Annotated in this window: 17 protein-coding genes; 11 read left to right on the top strand and 6 right to left on the bottom strand. The window is 42.1% G+C overall.

Annotation, left to right across the window (positions count from 1 at the left end; genetic code table 11):
- Nucleotides 1-20: 20 nt before the first annotated feature.
- From galE to trmL, 6 genes are all read left to right on the top strand, one after another.
- The gene (gene galE, locus PR766_RS17265) at nucleotides 21-1,046 is read left to right on the top strand and encodes a UDP-glucose 4-epimerase GalE (RefSeq protein WP_154635877.1); all 1,026 of its coding nucleotides are present in this window, start codon (nucleotides 21-23) and stop codon (nucleotides 1,044-1,046) included.
- Nucleotides 1,047-1,391: 345 nt separating this feature from the next.
- Nucleotides 1,392-2,540 carry a polysaccharide export protein gene (locus tag PR766_RS17260; protein ID WP_154635876.1) on the top strand — a complete coding sequence of 383 codons (1,149 nt, stop codon included), beginning with the start codon at nucleotides 1,392-1,394 and terminating at the stop codon, nucleotides 2,538-2,540.
- A gap of 5 nt (nucleotides 2,541-2,545) precedes the next feature.
- Nucleotides 2,546-2,974, top strand: a complete 429-nt coding sequence (locus PR766_RS17255) for an arsenate reductase/protein-tyrosine-phosphatase family protein (RefSeq protein ID WP_154635875.1) — start codon at nucleotides 2,546-2,548, stop codon at nucleotides 2,972-2,974.
- 27 nt (nucleotides 2,975-3,001) lie between these two features.
- Nucleotides 3,002-3,985 carry a Wzz/FepE/Etk N-terminal domain-containing protein gene (locus tag PR766_RS17250; protein WP_230086727.1) on the top strand — a complete coding sequence of 328 codons (984 nt, stop codon included), beginning with the start codon at nucleotides 3,002-3,004 and terminating at the stop codon, nucleotides 3,983-3,985.
- Nucleotides 3,957-5,084: a polysaccharide biosynthesis tyrosine autokinase gene (locus PR766_RS17245; RefSeq protein ID WP_230086726.1), complete on the top strand. Its 1,128-nt coding sequence runs from the start codon at nucleotides 3,957-3,959 to the stop codon at nucleotides 5,082-5,084. The genes PR766_RS17250 and PR766_RS17245 overlap by 29 nt, the downstream gene beginning before the upstream one ends.
- Before the next feature lie 144 nt (nucleotides 5,085-5,228).
- Nucleotides 5,229-5,732 carry a tRNA (uridine(34)/cytosine(34)/5-carboxymethylaminomethyluridine(34)-2'-O)-methyltransferase TrmL gene (gene trmL / locus PR766_RS17240; protein ID WP_006660558.1) on the top strand — a complete coding sequence of 168 codons (504 nt, stop codon included), beginning with the start codon at nucleotides 5,229-5,231 and terminating at the stop codon, nucleotides 5,730-5,732.
- 238 nt (nucleotides 5,733-5,970) lie between these two features.
- On the opposite strand, the gene cysE is transcribed toward trmL, so the two are convergent.
- From cysE to PR766_RS17220, 4 genes are all read right to left on the bottom strand, one after another.
- Nucleotides 5,971-6,792 carry a serine O-acetyltransferase gene (gene cysE, locus PR766_RS17235; protein WP_154635874.1) on the bottom strand — a complete coding sequence of 274 codons (822 nt, stop codon included), beginning with the start codon at nucleotides 6,790-6,792 and terminating at the stop codon, nucleotides 5,971-5,973.
- A 34-nt stretch (nucleotides 6,793-6,826) separates the two neighbouring features.
- Nucleotides 6,827-7,855, bottom strand: coding sequence for an NAD(P)H-dependent glycerol-3-phosphate dehydrogenase (gpsA, locus tag PR766_RS17230; RefSeq protein WP_006660560.1), 1,029 nt, complete (start codon nucleotides 7,853-7,855; stop codon nucleotides 6,827-6,829).
- A 9-nt stretch (nucleotides 7,856-7,864) separates the two neighbouring features.
- The gene (gene secB, locus PR766_RS17225) at nucleotides 7,865-8,332 is read right to left on the bottom strand and encodes a protein-export chaperone SecB (protein WP_006660561.1); all 468 of its coding nucleotides are present in this window, start codon (nucleotides 8,330-8,332) and stop codon (nucleotides 7,865-7,867) included.
- Between the two features lie 66 nt (nucleotides 8,333-8,398).
- Nucleotides 8,399-8,833, bottom strand: a complete 435-nt coding sequence (locus tag PR766_RS17220) for a rhodanese-like domain-containing protein (protein WP_230086735.1) — start codon at nucleotides 8,831-8,833, stop codon at nucleotides 8,399-8,401.
- Nucleotides 8,834-9,270: 437 nt separating this feature from the next.
- On the opposite strand from PR766_RS17220, the gene envC reads away from it, so the two are divergent.
- Both envC and PR766_RS17210 read left to right on the top strand, forming a co-directional pair.
- Nucleotides 9,271-10,563: a murein hydrolase activator EnvC gene (gene envC / locus PR766_RS17215; protein ID WP_154635872.1), complete on the top strand. Its 1,293-nt coding sequence runs from the start codon at nucleotides 9,271-9,273 to the stop codon at nucleotides 10,561-10,563.
- Nucleotides 10,564-10,659: 96 nt separating this feature from the next.
- Nucleotides 10,660-11,733 (top strand): divergent polysaccharide deacetylase family protein, encoded by a 1,074-nt coding sequence (locus PR766_RS17210; protein ID WP_154635871.1) that lies wholly within the window; start codon nucleotides 10,660-10,662, stop codon nucleotides 11,731-11,733.
- Between the two features lie 81 nt (nucleotides 11,734-11,814).
- Here PR766_RS17210 and tdh read toward each other — a convergent pair whose 3' ends face one another.
- Both tdh and PR766_RS17200 read right to left on the bottom strand, forming a co-directional pair.
- Nucleotides 11,815-12,840, bottom strand: coding sequence for an L-threonine 3-dehydrogenase (gene tdh / locus PR766_RS17205; RefSeq protein ID WP_006660565.1), 1,026 nt, complete (start codon nucleotides 12,838-12,840; stop codon nucleotides 11,815-11,817).
- A gap of 54 nt (nucleotides 12,841-12,894) precedes the next feature.
- Nucleotides 12,895-14,088 (bottom strand): glycine C-acetyltransferase, encoded by a 1,194-nt coding sequence (locus PR766_RS17200; protein ID WP_006660566.1) that lies wholly within the window; start codon nucleotides 14,086-14,088, stop codon nucleotides 12,895-12,897.
- Between the two features lie 233 nt (nucleotides 14,089-14,321).
- Here PR766_RS17200 and rfaD point away from each other — a divergent pair, with 233 nt between their 5' ends.
- The 3 genes from rfaD to rfaC are packed head-to-tail and all read left to right on the top strand — an operon-like array spanning nucleotide 14,322 to nucleotide 17,278.
- A complete protein-coding gene (rfaD, locus tag PR766_RS17195; RefSeq protein WP_154635870.1) occupies nucleotides 14,322-15,260 on the top strand; it encodes an ADP-glyceromanno-heptose 6-epimerase in 939 nt (312 codons plus the stop codon).
- A gap of 9 nt (nucleotides 15,261-15,269) precedes the next feature.
- Nucleotides 15,270-16,316, top strand: coding sequence for an ADP-heptose--LPS heptosyltransferase RfaF (rfaF, locus tag PR766_RS17190; RefSeq protein ID WP_154635869.1), 1,047 nt, complete (start codon nucleotides 15,270-15,272; stop codon nucleotides 16,314-16,316).
- Complete coding sequence (gene rfaC / locus PR766_RS17185) at nucleotides 16,316-17,278, top strand: lipopolysaccharide heptosyltransferase RfaC (protein WP_154635868.1); 963 nt, start codon at nucleotides 16,316-16,318, stop codon at nucleotides 17,276-17,278. Before rfaF ends, rfaC begins: the two co-directional genes overlap by 1 nt.
- Nucleotides 17,279-17,292: the final 14 nt, after the last annotated feature.

Below are 17,292 nucleotides of genomic sequence, written 5' to 3'. Positions count from 1 at the left end.
AGAGTAGACAGGATTTCACCATGAATAACCCTAGCGTATTAGTCACCGGCGGTCTTGGCTATATTGGTAGCCATACCTGCGTACAAATGATCCAGCAAGGTATTCAGCCGATCATTTTAGATAACCTCCACAATGCCAGCCTTGAAGTACTTAATCGCATTGAAACCATCACGGGAACTAAACCGACGTTTTATCAAGGTGATGTTCGTGATAAAGCCGTACTTGATGCCATTTTTGCACAGCATACGATTAGTTCTGTAATCCACTTTGCGGGTTTAAAAGCGGTAGGCGAATCGGTTGAAAAGCCTATTGAATACTATGACGTTAACGTTAATGGTACCTTAGTTTTAGTCCAAAGCATGCGTCAGGCGGGTGTTAAGAGCTTAATATTCAGCTCATCTGCAACGGTATATGGTGAACCTGAACATACCCCGTTAACTGAAGAATCCTCCGTAGGAAACACCAACAGCCCATATGGCACTAGCAAATATATGGTTGAGCGTATTTTAACTGACCTCTGTATCTCAGATAGCGAATGGTCAATTTCCTTACTACGCTACTTCAACCCAGTTGGCGCACATAACTCCGGTTTGATGGGTGAAGACCCGAATGGAATCCCGAATAACCTCACGCCATTTATTGCACAAGTGGCTGTTGGTCGTCGTAAAGAACTTGCCGTATTCGGCGGAGATTATGCAACCAAAGACGGTACTGGCGTCCGCGATTATATCCACGTTATGGATTTAGCTGATGGACATATTGCTGCATTAAATCATATGAATCAGGGTTCTGGGCTTTATATCTACAATTTAGGTACTGGTACTGGAACAAGTGTGCTAGAAGTTATCGCTGCTTTTGAAAAGGCAGTAGGTAAACCAATTCCTTATAAAATAGCAGAGCGTCGTGCGGGAGATATCGCTGAATATTGGTCAACGCCAGCAAAAGCAGAACGTGAGCTTGGTTGGAAAGCGAAATATTCTATTCAAGATATGGCTGATGATGTATGGCGCTGGCAATCCATGAATCCAAATGGTTATCAAAGCTAAGTAACATTGATTCCGCAATAATCAGGCGAGCACTCAGCTCGCCTTTTTTATATTTAAAAATCCCCCTCCTATAACTCCCTCCCTTGTCTCTCTTTTCCTCTAAAAATAACTCCCTGATATTTAAATAAAGTCTTAAAAATAATTCCATTCTCGTCATTACACAAAAAACATCCAAAAAATCAATAACCTTTTTTATTCTATTATATTTTTATATAAGTGGGTTTTTCAGACAAAATATTTGAATATAAATTAAAAATTAAATTATTATGCCAGCCAGAATTATATGTTTGTGTAACTTCAATGTCTGAAATGCACGATTTCCTATCCTGATTTAGGGCGATTACCATGTTGATTAAATACCTACTTCCTATAGCAGCCAGCGCGCTCATTGCTGGGTGCCAAATCGTCCCTGGAACGTATATTTCCACATCAGAAAAAACCATTATTAACACTGGCAAACATGACATTAATACGCTTGTAGATATCTCTCCTATCTCCCCGCAATTGCTAAATGAAATGCAGGTTGCCCCTGTGATCGCCAAACCAAATCCACAGCTGGAAAAACAATTAGCCACTTATGACTATCGGGTTGGCGTTGGCGATGTATTGGCCATTACGGTTTGGGATCACCCCGAGCTCACCATTCCTGCGGGTTCTTATCGCAGCGCAGCTGATTCCGGAAATTGGGTTCACTCCGATGGCACAATTTATTATCCCTACATTGGAAAAGTATCCGTTATCGGAAAAACAATTAGTGAAATACGAAAATTAGTGAGCCTCCGACTCGCCGCCTATATTGAAACACCGCAAGTTGATGTCAGTATTGCGGCATTTCGTTCACAAAAAATGTATGTTTCTGGTGAGGTCATCAAGGCGGGAGCGCTTCCCATCACAAATATACCGCTAACCCTCTTAGAGGCATTCAATACGGCAGGTGGGCTCACTGAAAACGCAGATTGGAATAACGTGGTGCTTACCCGTAACGGCAAAGAAATCAAGATCTCACTACAATCCTTAGTTCAGTATGGCGACCTAACCCAGAACCATCTAATGCAGCCCAATGATGTGCTATATGTGCCCCGCAATGATGCACAAAAAGTATTTGTGATGGGAGAAGTCGAACAACCAGCGACCCTGACTATCGACCGTGCAGGCATGAGTATTACCGAGGCGCTCAGCAAATCCAGCGGACTCAATCAAACAACAGCAAGTGCGACCGGTATATTTGTGATTCGTCCTATTAATAGGCAAGCGCTGAATAATCACATGCCAAATGAGCTAGCGCCACAAAAAATAGCGGTTATTTATCAACTAGATCTATCCGATGCGACCGCATTAGTGATGGGAACAAAATTTAAATTACAACCTTATGACCTTGTTTATGTAACCGCAGCGCCTATTGTTCGTTGGAACCGTTTGATTACCCAACTCTTGCCAACCATCACGTCATACAACCTGTTAACCGAAAGTACTAAGCGTATTTATAACTGGTAATACCTATGTTCAATAATATCCTTATTATATGCGTGGGTAATATCTGCCGTTCCCCCACTGGGGAACGCTTAATGCAGTCGTTTTTCCCTCAAAAAATGATTCATTCCGTCGGATTTATGGCACCACTGAACAAGCCTGCGGATAACAATGCTATCCGTATTGCTAAAAACCATAATCTCTCTTTAGAGGGGCATTATTCTCGCCGTTTAACTGAACCCCTATGCCAATCAGCAGACTTAATCCTTGTGATGGAAAACCACCATATACAAAAACTCTATCAACAGTTTCCGCAAACTCGCGGCAAAGTCATGTTATTCGGTGAATGGCTAAACAAATCTGAAATCCCCGATCCCTATAAACATAGTGATGAGATGTTTGAACATGTTTATCAACTTATGGAACAAGCGGCCAGTTCCTGGCAAGGGAAAATTTAATTTTTAACTGATGACAAAACTAACATAATGATAAATAAAGAAAAAAACCAATCGCTAAATGCAGATGAAATCGACCTTCTCGCCTTATTTAAAGCATTACAATTCAATTATTTAACAATAAGTATTTCGACTGTTATTTTTATATTCATTGCAGGAATATATTGTTTTATGGCTGCCCCCATCTATCAAGCTAATGCCACGCTGCAATATGACAAGGTCAACCAAGCCTCATTATTAGATCAAATGAATGACGTGATGCCCTTCGGCAGCCATGCAAATCCGGTAGAATCAGAAGTTGAAGTGATAAAATCCCGCATGGTTTTAGGTAAAACAGTCTCAGACCTTAATTTGGATATTCAAATATCACCATCAGGGCTGTTGCCTAAACTAAGCAGAAATACAATCACCATCGATATTGGGCAATATCATTTACCCCCTAGCTTAATGGATCAACCAGCAACACTAACGTATCTCAATGAACATCAATATACTTTGGCTATTGCAGGGGAAACTTATCACGGCAAATTTGGCTCCCCCATAGAGCAACAGGGTATTCGCCTATTAGTGAATTCATTCATGGCAGAAACGGGAGATAAACTGACCCTGATAAAAAATGATCAGTATTCCACTATCGAAAACTTGCGTAGTCGTATCAGCGTTAATGAGCTTGGAAAAAGTACTGGAATCATTAATTTATCGATTAAGGGACTAAATAAGCAAGAAAATACCAAAATACTGGATAACATTATTCAAAATTATATCGATCAAAATATAGAGCATAAGAAAAAAGCCACTGATAACTCGTTGGTCTTTTTAGAGAATTATTTGCCCCAAATAAAAAGTAAGCTTGACCATTATGAAAATCAATTAAATGCTTTTCGTAAAAAAAATGAGTCTATTGACCTCTCTTTAGAAGCAAAATCCGCACTTGAAAGCGCATTACAAATAGAAGAAAAACTCAACGAGCTGACCGTTCAAAGAAGTGGAAATTCAACAGTTATATACCCGTAATCACCCTGCTTACCAATCCTTGATAGATAAACGCCAAACATTATTACTCGAAAAAGAACGTATCAGTAAAAATATCCAACAGCTGCCAAATACTCAGCAACAGATTGTTCGGCTAACTCGAGATGTTGAATCAGAACAGGCAATTTATAATCAATTGGTTGCGAAGCAACAAGAACTCAGTGTACTCAATGCTGGGATAACCTCTAACATGCGCATCATTGACCCAGCAGAATCTCAGCCCGCGCCTATTGCGCCGAAAAAAACCTTAATTATGGCTTTAGCGTCAATTCTAGGTTTCATTGTTGGTAGCAGTTATGTGCTCGCAAAAGAATGCCTGAATAATAAAATTAAAAATTCTGAAGATATCGAAGCGCTCGGTGTTCATGTTTATGCCGCCATTCCATTTTCTTTTGATGAAAAAAGATTACAGTCTAATCAGCATCGAAAGCCATTAGCGATTGAAAATCCATGCGATCTTGCAATAGAAGCCATCCGTTCATTAAGAACGAGCATCTATTTTTCAGTCATGAGCCAAGACAATAACATTGTCATGCTGACTAGCGCGTCGCCCAACATTGGCAAAAGCTTCATTGCTTCAAATATCGCTGTTGTCCTCGCAAATGCAGGTAAAAAAATTCTGCTTATTGATGCCGACTTACGTAAGGGCCATATCCATAAAACTTTTGGCTTAGAAAATAAATCGGGGCTTTCAGAGTTCTTATCTCAACACAATCCTGACCCAATCATTATTCATAAACAAGTTATTGATAATTTGGATATTATAAGCCGAGGAAAGAGTGTTTCTCACTCTTCCGAGCTACTCATGAGCGAACAATTTAAACATTTATTGGATTCGCTTAAGCATCAATATGACATGGTACTACTTGATACGGCGCCTATTTTTGCAGTAACAGACCCTGCTATTATTGGTAAATATGCGGGAACCTCACTCCTGATTGCGCATTACGATGTCAGTACCGTGAAAGAGCTCGAACGTGCTCTTAAACATTTTGCTCAAAATAATATTGAAATTACAGGTGCGATCCTCAATGGTATTCACAAGAAATCAGAGGATTATCGCTATGTTTACCAGTATTAATGAAATGGCGAGCGATTAGCTCGTCTTTTTATACCCTCAAATTATTCCGTTTCACCCTCGCGCCATGCAATAGATGCATCTTTCCAAATTTGCGCGTAAACTCTGCATCATCTTTTTTCATCTAGACCAATAGCCATTAACGTTATGCCACATATTGTTTTATTCGAACCTGAAATCCCACCCAATACGGGCAACATCATCCGCTTATGTGCTAATACAGGTTTTAGCTTACACCTTATTCACCCGCTGGGTTTTACTTGGGATGACAAACGCTTGCGCCGCGCAGGACTCGATTACAGTGAGTTTGCGGACATCAAACATCACCATGATTATTATGCATTCTTAGAAAGTGAAGGGTTAAATCCTGATAATAATCAGTCGCCAACAGGCGCTCGTGTGTTTGCGTTGACAACCAAAGGTAAACCGAGCCACAGCAATGTGAGCTATCGAGAAGATGATTATTTAATGTTTGGACCAGAAACTCGTGGCTTGCCGCCTTATGTTCTCGACAATATGCCAATCGAGCAGAAAATTCGTATCCCGATGCTAGCTGAAAGCCGCAGTATGAATCTTTCTAACTCAGTTGCCGTTGTGGTATTCGAAACTTGGCGCCAGCTTGGGTATCCAGGTGCACTGCTGAAAGACTAAAACAACAAAGGAGCTGGTTAAGCTCCTTTGGTTTTTAATCTTAATATGACGCCTAATTCTCTATTTCAATATTACGGACATCAGTTAATCCATCTGAATGGCTATTATACTGATCGAGATTTTTAAGCAAGTCTACTTCTAAAAGGACAGGTGAATGTTTCTTACTTAGCTGAGAATAGCGGCACCTAAGTAGCTCAACAAACCGAGTTGAGCTCGAACCCTGAATTTTTTTCACCAGCTAGATCCCATCCCCTCTTTCAAAACCATCAACGTTACCATTAAAGTTTTGATCCATCTCTAGCGATGGCTTATCGCTTGTTGGCTTACCGACAATACGTGCAGGAACGCCCGCCACTGTCGTATGAGGAGGAACGGGATGTAATACCACGGAGCCCGCACCAATTTTTGCGCCGCGACCAATTTCAATATTGCCCAGAATTTTAGCGCCAGCGCCAATCATCACGCCTTCACGTACTTTTGGATGGCGATCACCGCAGGTTTTACCGGTACCACCCAAAGTGACCGATTGGAGAATAGATACATCATTTTCGACAATCGCCGTTTCACCAATCACAATTCCAGTCGCATGGTCGAGCATAATTCCGCAACCAATTTGTGCAGCAGGATGAATATCAACACCAAAAGAAACCGAAATTTGGTTTTGTAAGTAGACCGCAAGAGCCTTACGACCTTCTCCCCATAACCAATGCCCAATACGGTAGGCTTGTAAGGCGTGAAAGCCTTTTAAATACAACAGAGGAGTCGAGTACTTATCAACCGCGGGATCACGTAAACGTACCGCAGAAAGATCCATCGCCGCAGAAAAAATCATTTGCTCATCATTGCGATAAGCTTCTTCTACGATCTCACGAACTTCGATTGCAGGCATAATGGGGGAACTAAGCTTATTTGCCAACATATAGCTAAGCGCGCTACCTAAATTATCATGCTTTAGTAATGTCGCGTTAAAAAAACTGGCGAGTAAGGGCTCACAGTCAGCAAGCGCCTTGGCTTCTTCCTTAATGTAACCCCAAATTCTATCCAATTCTTCACGCGACATAATGGCTCTCTTCTATATTATTATTGGCTTATTATTAGCTTGGTAATTTAGGCATATCCGCAATTTCATCTTTAGTTGCCCGACCTAACAGCGCTTGGGAGGCTTCTAACACATTTTTATTGCAATAGAGGATTTGGTAGATTTGTTCTGTGATTGGCATTTCAACACCGGCACGTTCCGCAAGGGCTTTCACCTCTTTGGTATTACGATAGCCTTCAACCACTTGCCCAATCTCTTTTTCCGCCTCTTCAACACTGACACCATTTCCCAGCATCATACCAAAACGGCGATTACGAGATTGGTTATCCGTGCAGGTTAGCACTAAATCACCTAACCCAGCCATACCCATAAATGTTGAAGGGTCAGCACCTAATGACACACCTAAGCGGCTCATTTCAGCTAACCCACGCGTGATTAATGCCGTACGTGCGTTTGCGCCAAATCCCATTCCATCAGAGATCCCTGCGCCAATCGCAATCACGTTTTTCACGGCACCACCAAGCTGCACACCTATCATGTCTGGGTTTTTATAGACACGGAAGCTTTTGCCACAATGGAATAATTTTTGTAAATCATCACCAAATTGGCTATCAGATGCGGCGACTGAAATTGCAGTAGGAAGACCCGCCGCTAACTCTTTCGCAAACGTAGGTCCAGACAATACCGCCAGAGGAATTTCATTACCTAATACCTCACGCGCGACATCTTGCAACAAACGTCCAGTATCTCTCTCTAGCCCTTTGGTTGCCCAAATAATGCGGGAGCCCGCTTGTAGATACGGTTTGATTTGCTTCAGTACGTCACCAAATACATGGCTAGGCACTACAATCAAGATATTCAGGCTCGCTTCAACGGCACTTTTTAAGTCCGTCTCGAGAGATAAACTATCAGGGAAAGAAACGCCAGGCAAAAACGCCTGATTGCTACGTTCTTGGTTTAATTTGCGGATATGTGCGGGGTCATGCCCCCACAGCACCACCTGATGACCATTACGTGCAAGGGTAATGGCTAAAGCGGTGCCGTACGAGCCGGCACCGATCACTGTCATTGAAGCAGTATTCATTAAGCGACCTTATTGAACTTCAGGGTTCTGCGCTTGTTCACCTTGTTGCTGCTGTAAATAATTCATGAACAGTGCATCAAAGTTAACTGGCGCTAAGTTCAATTGTGGGAATGTACCGCGTCCCACCATATTAGTGATAGTTTCACGGGCATATGGGAACAGGATGTTCGGGCAGTATGCACCTAAGCAATGCGCCATTTGAGTTCCTTCGATACCATCGATAGAGAACACACCCGCTTGCTGAACTTCACATAAGAATGCAGTTTCTTCGCCCAATGTTGCAGTCGTTGTTACACGCAGAACAACTTCATATACGCCTTCAGCTAATTGAGTTGAAGAAGTATCTAAATCTAATTTGATCTCTGGCTGCCACTCTTTTTGAAAGATTTGAGGTGCATTAGGTGCTTCAAATGAAACGTCTTTTGCATAAATACGTTGAATTTGAAATACCATTTCCGAGTTGTTTTGTTCTGACATAATAATTACCTTACTTCCATATTAGAGTTTCGAGATATATTCAGTTGCCGACACTGTGCCGGATGATTACTTCTTACCACGAGCCAGTGGCAGATTTTCACCCGCCCAACCAGCGATCCCTTCTTTCAGGACAAAGACTTTTTCAAAACCATGTTTAGCTAGCTGTTCAGCAGGCTTACCTGCTTCCATACCACTCGCAGAAACCATAATCACTGATTTTTGTTTGTGTTTTTCCAGCTCACCTAAATTATTATCTTTAATTTCAGATGGTGTTAAGTTAATTGAATCAATAATATGCCCTTTGCGGAACTCTTCACGAGTACGTAAGTCCACAACAACTGCTTCTTCTTTATTGATCATCGTAATCGCTTGAGTGCGCGCAATGACTTTAGTTTTAGAGAATAGGCTTCTGAAGGTCATCACGACCACAGCAACAAATAACACTATCCAAGTCAGACTAACAAACGTGTTACGACCGACAAATTGCATGATTTCTTGGATCATGGGGGGCAATTACTCCCGTTAGTTAAAAACGAATATCAAAGGGTTCAGAGTATACCTTTGTGCTGAGCTAATTACAGCCAGTTAGCGCAAACTAGAATATCTTTTTTGCGAAAACACTCGCAGAGTTAACACCTTTTTACTGAAAAAAAGAAATTTTTCCTCGAAGCTGCACGCAAGCATTTTAACATAAACATGCTCAGACTAGGCCTCGACGATAAATTAATTCCCGTCGAGATAGAAAAAAATCCCCTAAAACTAGCTATACAAAAAAAATCAGTGATAATACGCCTATAATTTGACTTAGTATTACGTTGCATAATAGCAACATTCTTAATTTTTAAGCGTTTTTATGACTATTTTTAAGAGAACACTGGAAAGCACGACTTGCAGATGAAATAATCAGTTATTGCATTTAATTGAGGTGATCTATCACAATGGCCCATACATCCCATCGAATAAAGACATTTTTTGTTCGTCAGGCAATGATTCCTGCCCTGCTTGGTTTGGGATTATTTACTTTGGCGCCTTCTCATGTCGCACTCGCGAATCCGATCACCGAAAATAAAGGTCAGCTAAACGACCTACTGAAAAGTATCGCTGAAAAAGAAAAAAGCGTTAAAGAACAGCAGGCTAAAAAAAACAATCTCCTCCAGCAACTGAAAGAACAAGAACAAAGTATTTCTGCCGCAAGCCGTGATTTGCACCTAACCCAAAACCAATTAAAACAACTAGATAAAGAAATATCCGCTTTATCCGCCAATATTAGTCGATTGCAGAAGAAAAAAAATGAACAAGAAAAACTGCTTGCTGAGCAATTGGATGCCGCATTTCGACTTGGCAAACATCAAGGTTTATCACTACTGTTAAAAGGTGAAGAAGGTCAACGCGAAGAACGTATTCTTGCCTACTATGGCTACCTTAATCAGGCCCGCGAAAAAACGATTCTTGGGCTGGAAGAAACGACCCAAGAACTACATGAGCAAAAGCAGTTAGAGCAAAAAAAACAAGCTGAGCAAAAAACAACGCTCACACGCCAACAGCAAGAAAAACAAAAATTAGATAATGCACAAGCTTCAAGGCAAAAAACACTAACCGTCTTAGAAAGCTCACTAAAAGAAGATCAGAAAAACTTAGCGGTATTAAAGCAAAACGAAGCCAGATTACGTGACAAAATTGCCAAAGCAGAGCGTGAAGCTAAAGCTCGAGCGGAACGTGAAGCGCGTGAAGCAGCTCGAATTCGTGCCCAAGTAGCTGAAAAAGAGCGAAAAGCGAAACAGAAAGGGGCAACCTACAAGCCATCCGAAAGTGAGCAATCACTGATGTCCCGAACAGGCGGTTTAGGTCGTCCAGCCGGTCAAGCTATTTGGCCAGTACGAGGTTCAACGCTACACAATTACGGTGATGTCATCTCCAGTGAATTACGCTGGAAAGGGATGGTTATCGCGGCAAATGAAGGTACCCAAGTTAAAGCCATTGCGGATGGTCGTGTATTACTCGCAGACTGGCTACAAGGTTATGGTCTGGTTGTCGTCGTTGAACACGGTAAAGGGGATATGAGCCTGTATGGCTATAACCAAAGCGCCTTAGTTAACGTTGGGCAAGAAGTCCGCGCCGGTCAGCCAATTGCCTTAGTAGGAAGTAGTGGTGGTCAAGAACGCCCTGCTCTTTATTTTGAAATTCGTCGCCAAGGTAAAACTGTTAACCCTCGTCCGTGGTTAGGTCGATAAAAATATCAATAGATAGATGTACCCATAAATGAATAGATAGCGAGTAGATTACACTTTAATCTCTCGCTAATTCTATAATCTGTTAGGAAAATCATTATGTTAAAACACTCACCCATAAAATTGCTGATTAGCTTACTCCTTCTCATAATTAGCTTTCAGGTGAGTGCCGCTAAGCTCGCAATTGTCATTGATGATTTTGGCTATCGCGTAAAAGAAGATAACCAAATACTCGCGCTACCTGCGGCAATCAGCATTGCGATTTTACCTAACTCACCTCATGGTGCTGAGGTTGCGGCAACCGCCTATCAACAAGGGCGAGATATTTTGATTCATATGCCAATGAAACCTTTGAGTAAACAACCACTTGAAAAAGATACTCTCGCCCCTTCGATGAGTGCGGAAGAGGTTGATCGCATTATCAAAAATGCAATCAGCCGAGTTCCCCATGCCAAAGGCATGAACAACCATATGGGCAGTGAAATGACCTCTAGCCTATCTGGAATGCGTAATGTCATGCGTTCACTCTCTCAGTCTAACCTCTTTTTCTTAGATAGCGTCACCATTGGCAATACACAGGCTATGAATGCGGCAAAAGAATTCGGTGTCCCCTCCGCAAAGCGAAATATTTTTATTGATAACCACCAATCTGAAGAAGAAACGCGCACTCAGCTGAATAAAGCTATTGCCTACGCACGTAAACATGGTAGTGCGGTCGCCATTGGTCACCCACATCCTTCGACAGTACGAGCATTACAAAAATTTATTCCTCTAGTTCCTGCGGATATTGAATTAGTCCCCGTCAGCACTTTAGTCAATCATCAATCAGCAACGGGCGAGCCTCGTAAAACACTCAGAATGCAGCCTGAAGGTATGACTCATTCGTTACCAACAGAAAAGCCTGAAGTAAAAACACCAAGTCAATCCGATGAAAAACTGACTAAGCCTACGCAGCCAACCTCCGGTGACGAAACCTCTGTACCAGAAAATTCAGAACTCACAGAGGTCAATAAAAACGCTCAACAATCTGAGAAACCGAGCGAATTAGGAATTTGTGAGATAGAGCTTCCAACTACCCGCCTACAAGGCATTGACCTACTCATGTTTGTGGTAGAAGCCATTTATCAAGATAAAACCTTGCAACCTTTAATTGCAGAAAAGAAAGCCTCATAGCAATAAATAGGCAGGATATAAAAGGGTTCAAAGGCATTTAGCCTATGAACCCTTCGAAATGACCGATTGATTAAACTTAATTTAGTCCCAGTTTAAAATCACTTTTCCTGATTGCCCTGAACGCATGACATCAAAGCCTTTTTGGAAATCATCAATGGAAAACTCATGAGTAATGATTGGTGATAAATCAAGACCAGACTGTACTAAAGTCGCCATCTTGTACCACGTTTCAAACATTTCCCGCCCATAAATTCCTTTAATAAACAAACCTTTGAAAATCACTTGGCTCCAGTCTGTTGCCATCGATGCTGGAGGGATACCTAACAGAGCAATTCTGCCACCATGATTCATGGTGTCTAGCATGGTTTGGAAAGCGGCTGGCGCCCCTGAAACTTCTAACGCCACATCAAATCCTTCTTTCATCCCCAGTTCATTCATCACATCTTTAAGATTTTCACGACTCACATTCACCGCACGTGTTACGCCCATTTTCTTTGCTAATTCAAGACGATAATCGTTCACATCGGTGATCACCACATGACGAGCGCCTACGTGTCGGCAAACAGCCGCCGCCATAATACCAATGGGACCTGCACCAGATACCAGCACATCTTCCCCGACTAAATCAAAGGACAGCGCTGTATGTACCGCATTACCAAATGGGTCAAAGATCGATGCAATTTCATCTGGGATATTGTCAGGAATTTTAAACGCATTAAACGCAGGGATCACTAAGTACTCAGCGAAACACCCTGGGCGATTGACACCTACGCCAATCGTGTTACGGCACAAGTGAGTACGCCCTCCACGGCAATTTCGGCAATGACCACAAGTGATATGCCCTTCACCGGAAACACGGTCACCAATTTTAAATCCTTTAACTTCCTGCCCAATTTCAACAATTTCCCCTATATATTCATGACCTACCACCATGGGTACGGGAATCGTTTTTTGCGACCATTCATCCCAATTGTAGATATGAACATCCGTCCCACAAATCGCGGTTTTACGGATTTTAATCATCACATCATTGTGTCCCAGTTCCGGTTTCGGAACATCTGTCATCCATATACCTGGTTCTGCTTTTAATTTGGACAGTGCTTTCATAGGCGACCTTTTATTTATGGCTACATTAATTTTATGGCTCAATTAATTTCGTAACTAAATCAATTGAAGCTTTTTGCCAATACGGGTGAATGCATCAACAGCGTGTAAGATATCCTCCTCACTGTGAGCCGCGGACATTTGCGTGCGAATTCGCGCTTGTCCTTGTGGAACAACAGGATAGAAGAATCCTGTTACATAAATACCTTCTTTTAATAACTCAGAAGCAAATTCCTGTGCCACTTTGGCATCACCTAACATCACAGGAATGATGGCATGGTCAGCGCCTGCTAAAGTAAAACCAGCAGCAGACATTTTTTCTCTAAATAACACCGCATTACGCCATAATTTTTCACGACGCTCTTTTCCATCGGTCATCATATCGATCACCTTAATCGAAGCAGCGACAATGGCTGGCGCAAGAGAGTTAGAAAATAAATAAGGGCGAGAACGCTGACGTAACCACTCAATCACCTCTTTTTTGGCAGCAGTATAACCACCTGATGCGCCACCCAATGCTTTTCCTAATGTGCCAGTAATAATGTCAACGCGCCCCATCACTTTACAGTACTCATGGCTACCGCGACCATTTTCACCAACAAAACCAACCGCATGAGAGTCATCAACCATCACTAATGCGTTATACTCATCCGCAAGATCACAGACTGTTTTTAAATCCGCAATCACACCATCCATCGAGAAAACGCCGTCAGTGGCAATCAAAATATGGCGTGCCCCTGCGGCTTTAGCTTCTTCAAGACGTTGCTTTAATTCCGTCATATTGTTATTGCTGTAACGGTATCGCTGGGCTTTACATAAGCGAACACCATCAATAATTGATGCATGGTTTAATGCATCAGAAATAATTGCATCCTCAGGTCCTAACAGCGTTTCAAATAGACCGCCATTCGCATCAAAGCAGGATGAATATAAAATCGCATCTTCCATTCCAAGGAAATCCGCAATTTTCTTTTCAAGAACTTTATGGCTATCTTGGGTTCCACAAATAAAGCGCACCGATGCCATACCAAAACCGTGGCTATCCATTCCTTGTTTTGCAGCTTCAATTAATGCGGGATGATTAGCTAAGCCTAAATAGTTATTTGCACAAAAATTAATAACGCGCTGCCCACCTTGGATTTCAATATCCGCATCTTGAGACGTCGTTATAATGCGTTCATGTTTAAACAAGCCCTCAGCTTCTATTTGCACCAATTGTTGTTTAATCTGCTGGTAAAATTGTTCTGACATGATTTGTTCCTGTAAAGAAGTTGTTTACAGAGTTTAATTATAGTCACTAGAACTAGCGATATCTGGTGAGCAAATAAGTTAAGTTTGTAGACAAGATCACGATAATTCCCTTTAAAGAGGTATGACAACTAGGACAATTATCTGGTCGATATACTGTTGTCTGCACAAAGAGGTGTTATTATAGACCCCAATTTTATATCCCATTTATTCTTAACCCACTTGAGGTATTCACGATGATCGTAGTCACTGGCGGAGCTGGTTTTATTGGCAGCAATATTATTAAAGCTCTGAATGAAATAGGTCGCACCGATATTCTAGTGGTTGATAACCTGAAAGATGGTACTAAGTTTGCCAATCTCGTTGATCTCGATATCGCCGATTACATGGATAAAGAAGACTTTATCGTGAGCATTATTGCTGGTGATGATTTTGGCGATATTGATGCCGTTTTCCATGAAGGTGCTTGCTCATCCACCACTGAGTGGGATGGTAAGTACATTATGGACAACAACTATCAATTCTCTAAAGATCTACTGCATTACTGTTTAGATCGTGAAATTCCATTCTTATACGCTTCCTCTGCTGCCACTTACGGTGGACGTAGCGATAATTTCATCGAAGAACGTGAATTTGAAAAACCGCTGAACGTATACGGCTACTCCAAATTCCAATTTGACCAATATGTTCGTAACATCATGCCGGAAGCACAATCTCAAGTCTGTGGTTTCCGCTATTTCAACGTATATGGACCAAATGAAAACCATAAAGGCAGCATGGCGAGCGTGGCATATCACTTAAATAAACAGATTAATGAAGGACAAAATCCAAAACTGTTTGAAGGAAGTGAGACTTTCCGTCGTGACTTTATTTATGTCGGTGATGTTGCTGCCGTAAACTTATGGTTCTGGGAAAACAACGTTTCAGGCATTTTTAACTGTGGTACAGGTCGTGCAGAATCTTTCCAAGCGGTAGCCGATGCAGTGACTGCATTCCATAAAGATAAAAATGTGGCGATTGAATACATTGAATTCCCAGAGAAATTAAAAGGTCGCTACCAAAGCTTCACGCAAGCGGATCTCACTAAACTACGTGCTGCTGGCTATACTGCACCGTTTAAAACGGTTGCCGAAGGCGTCACCGAATATATGCAATGGCTGAATAAGGACGCGTAATCCTCATTTATGAAAATATTGGTGATCGGTCCCTCGTGGGTGGGGGATATGATGATGTCCCAGAGCCTTTATCGCACGATCAAGGCGCTGCATCCTCATGCTCAAATTGATGTTATGGCACCAGACTGGTGCCGTCCCTTGCTGGCAAAAATGCCCGAGGTATCTGAAGCCATTTCCATGCCATTAGGGCATGGAAAGCTAGAAATTGGCGAACGTCGCCAATTAGGTATCAAATTGCGAAAAAATGGCTACGATCAGGCGATTATTTTACCGAACTCGTTAAAATCTGCACTGGTCCCTTTCTTTGCCAAAATAGCCAAAAGAACTGGATGGCGTGGTGAAATGCGCTATGGGTTGCTCAACGATTTACGCCCATTAAATAAACAAGCATTTCCGTTGATGGTTCAGCGCTATGTCGCATTGGCGTATGATAAACAACGTATTAAATCAGCCGAAGATATCCCTACGCCTATTTTATGGCCGAAATTAGTCACGGATAAACAACACGTTGATGAAACCGTTCGCCAGTTCAATATCGATTCTTCTCGCCCCATTATTGGTTTTTGCCCAGGTGCGGAATTTGGTCCAGCCAAACGTTGGCCACACTACCACTATGCCGCTCTTGCCGAAAAATTGATTAGTGAGCAAGGCTATCAAGTGCTGTTATTTGGCTCTCAAAAAGACCATGACGCAGGTGAAGAGATCCGTCAAAGTTTAACTGACAGTGCTCGCAATTCATGCCTTAATTTTGCTGGGAAAACGTCATTAGAACAAGCAGTTAACCTTATTGATTCTTGCCAAGCCGTGGTGAGCAATGACTCTGGTCTCATGCATGTTGCTGCCGCACTGGGTAAACCACTCGTCGCTTTGTATGGACCAAGTAGCCCAGACTTCACTCCCCCACTAACAGATAAAGCGGAAGTGATACGCCTCATCACGGGTTATCACAAAGTCCGTAAAGGTGATGGCGAGAGTGGTTATCATCAAAGTTTAATCGATATTCAACCTCAGATGGTACTTGATGCCCTTACACGTTTAAATATAGGTATTAAATAATGAGAGTGTTATTAGTAAAAACATCATCTATGGGAGATGTTTTACACTCTCTGCCTGCATTGACAGATGCGCAGGCTGCGATACCAGATATTCAGTTTGATTGGGTGGTTGAAGAGGGATTTGCTCAAATTCCCGCATGGCATAGCGCTGTAAACAAAGTGATTCCTGTCGCCATTCGCCGTTGGCGAAAAAATTGGTTTTCTGCACCCATTCGAGCTGAACGTGCAGAATTTCGTCGCCAATTACAGGAAACGCACTACGATGCGATTATCGATGCACAAGGGTTACTTAAAAGTGCATTGCTAGTGACTCGTCTCGCTCATGGTCCTAAACATGGTTATGATCGCCATAGTATTCGAGAACCGATCGCCAGTTTCTTCTACGATCATCGTTATTCCATTAGTAAACAGCAGCATGCTGTAGAACGTATTCGCCAGTTATTTGCCAAAAGCCTTGGATACAACTGCCCCACAACGCAAGGTGATTATGCGATTGCTCGCCACTTTTCGCAATCCAGTCACGAAGATCTCGCACCTTATGTGGTGTTTTTACACTCGACAACTCGTGATGATAAGCATTGGTCTGAGTCTCATTGGCGTGAACTTATTCAGTTAATGAAAGAAACTGGACTGAAGGTGAAGCTCCCATGGGGTACAGAACATGAACGTCAACGCGCAATGAGGCTAGCAGAGGGTTTTGATTTTGTTGAAGTTTTACCGAAATTAACGCTAGCACAAGTCGCACAACAAATTGCAGGCTCTAAAGCGGTGGTTTCTGTTGATACTGGTTTAAGCCATTTGACTGCGGCCTTAGATAAACCAAACTTCACTCTATTTGGTCCCACTGATCCAGGCTTAATTGGTGGTTATGGAAAGGGACAAAATGAAATAAAAAGTGCGGATAAATGTATGGATAGCATTACAGCCAATACTGTTTTTCAGCAATTAAGTGCCTATCTTTAAATTACCTGTTCTAG

Source organism: Providencia sp. PROV208 (genome assembly GCF_028479465.1).
GTDB classification, from domain to species: domain Bacteria; phylum Pseudomonadota; class Gammaproteobacteria; order Enterobacterales; family Enterobacteriaceae; genus Providencia; species Providencia alcalifaciens.
This window is presented reverse-complemented; position numbering and strand designations above follow the sequence as displayed.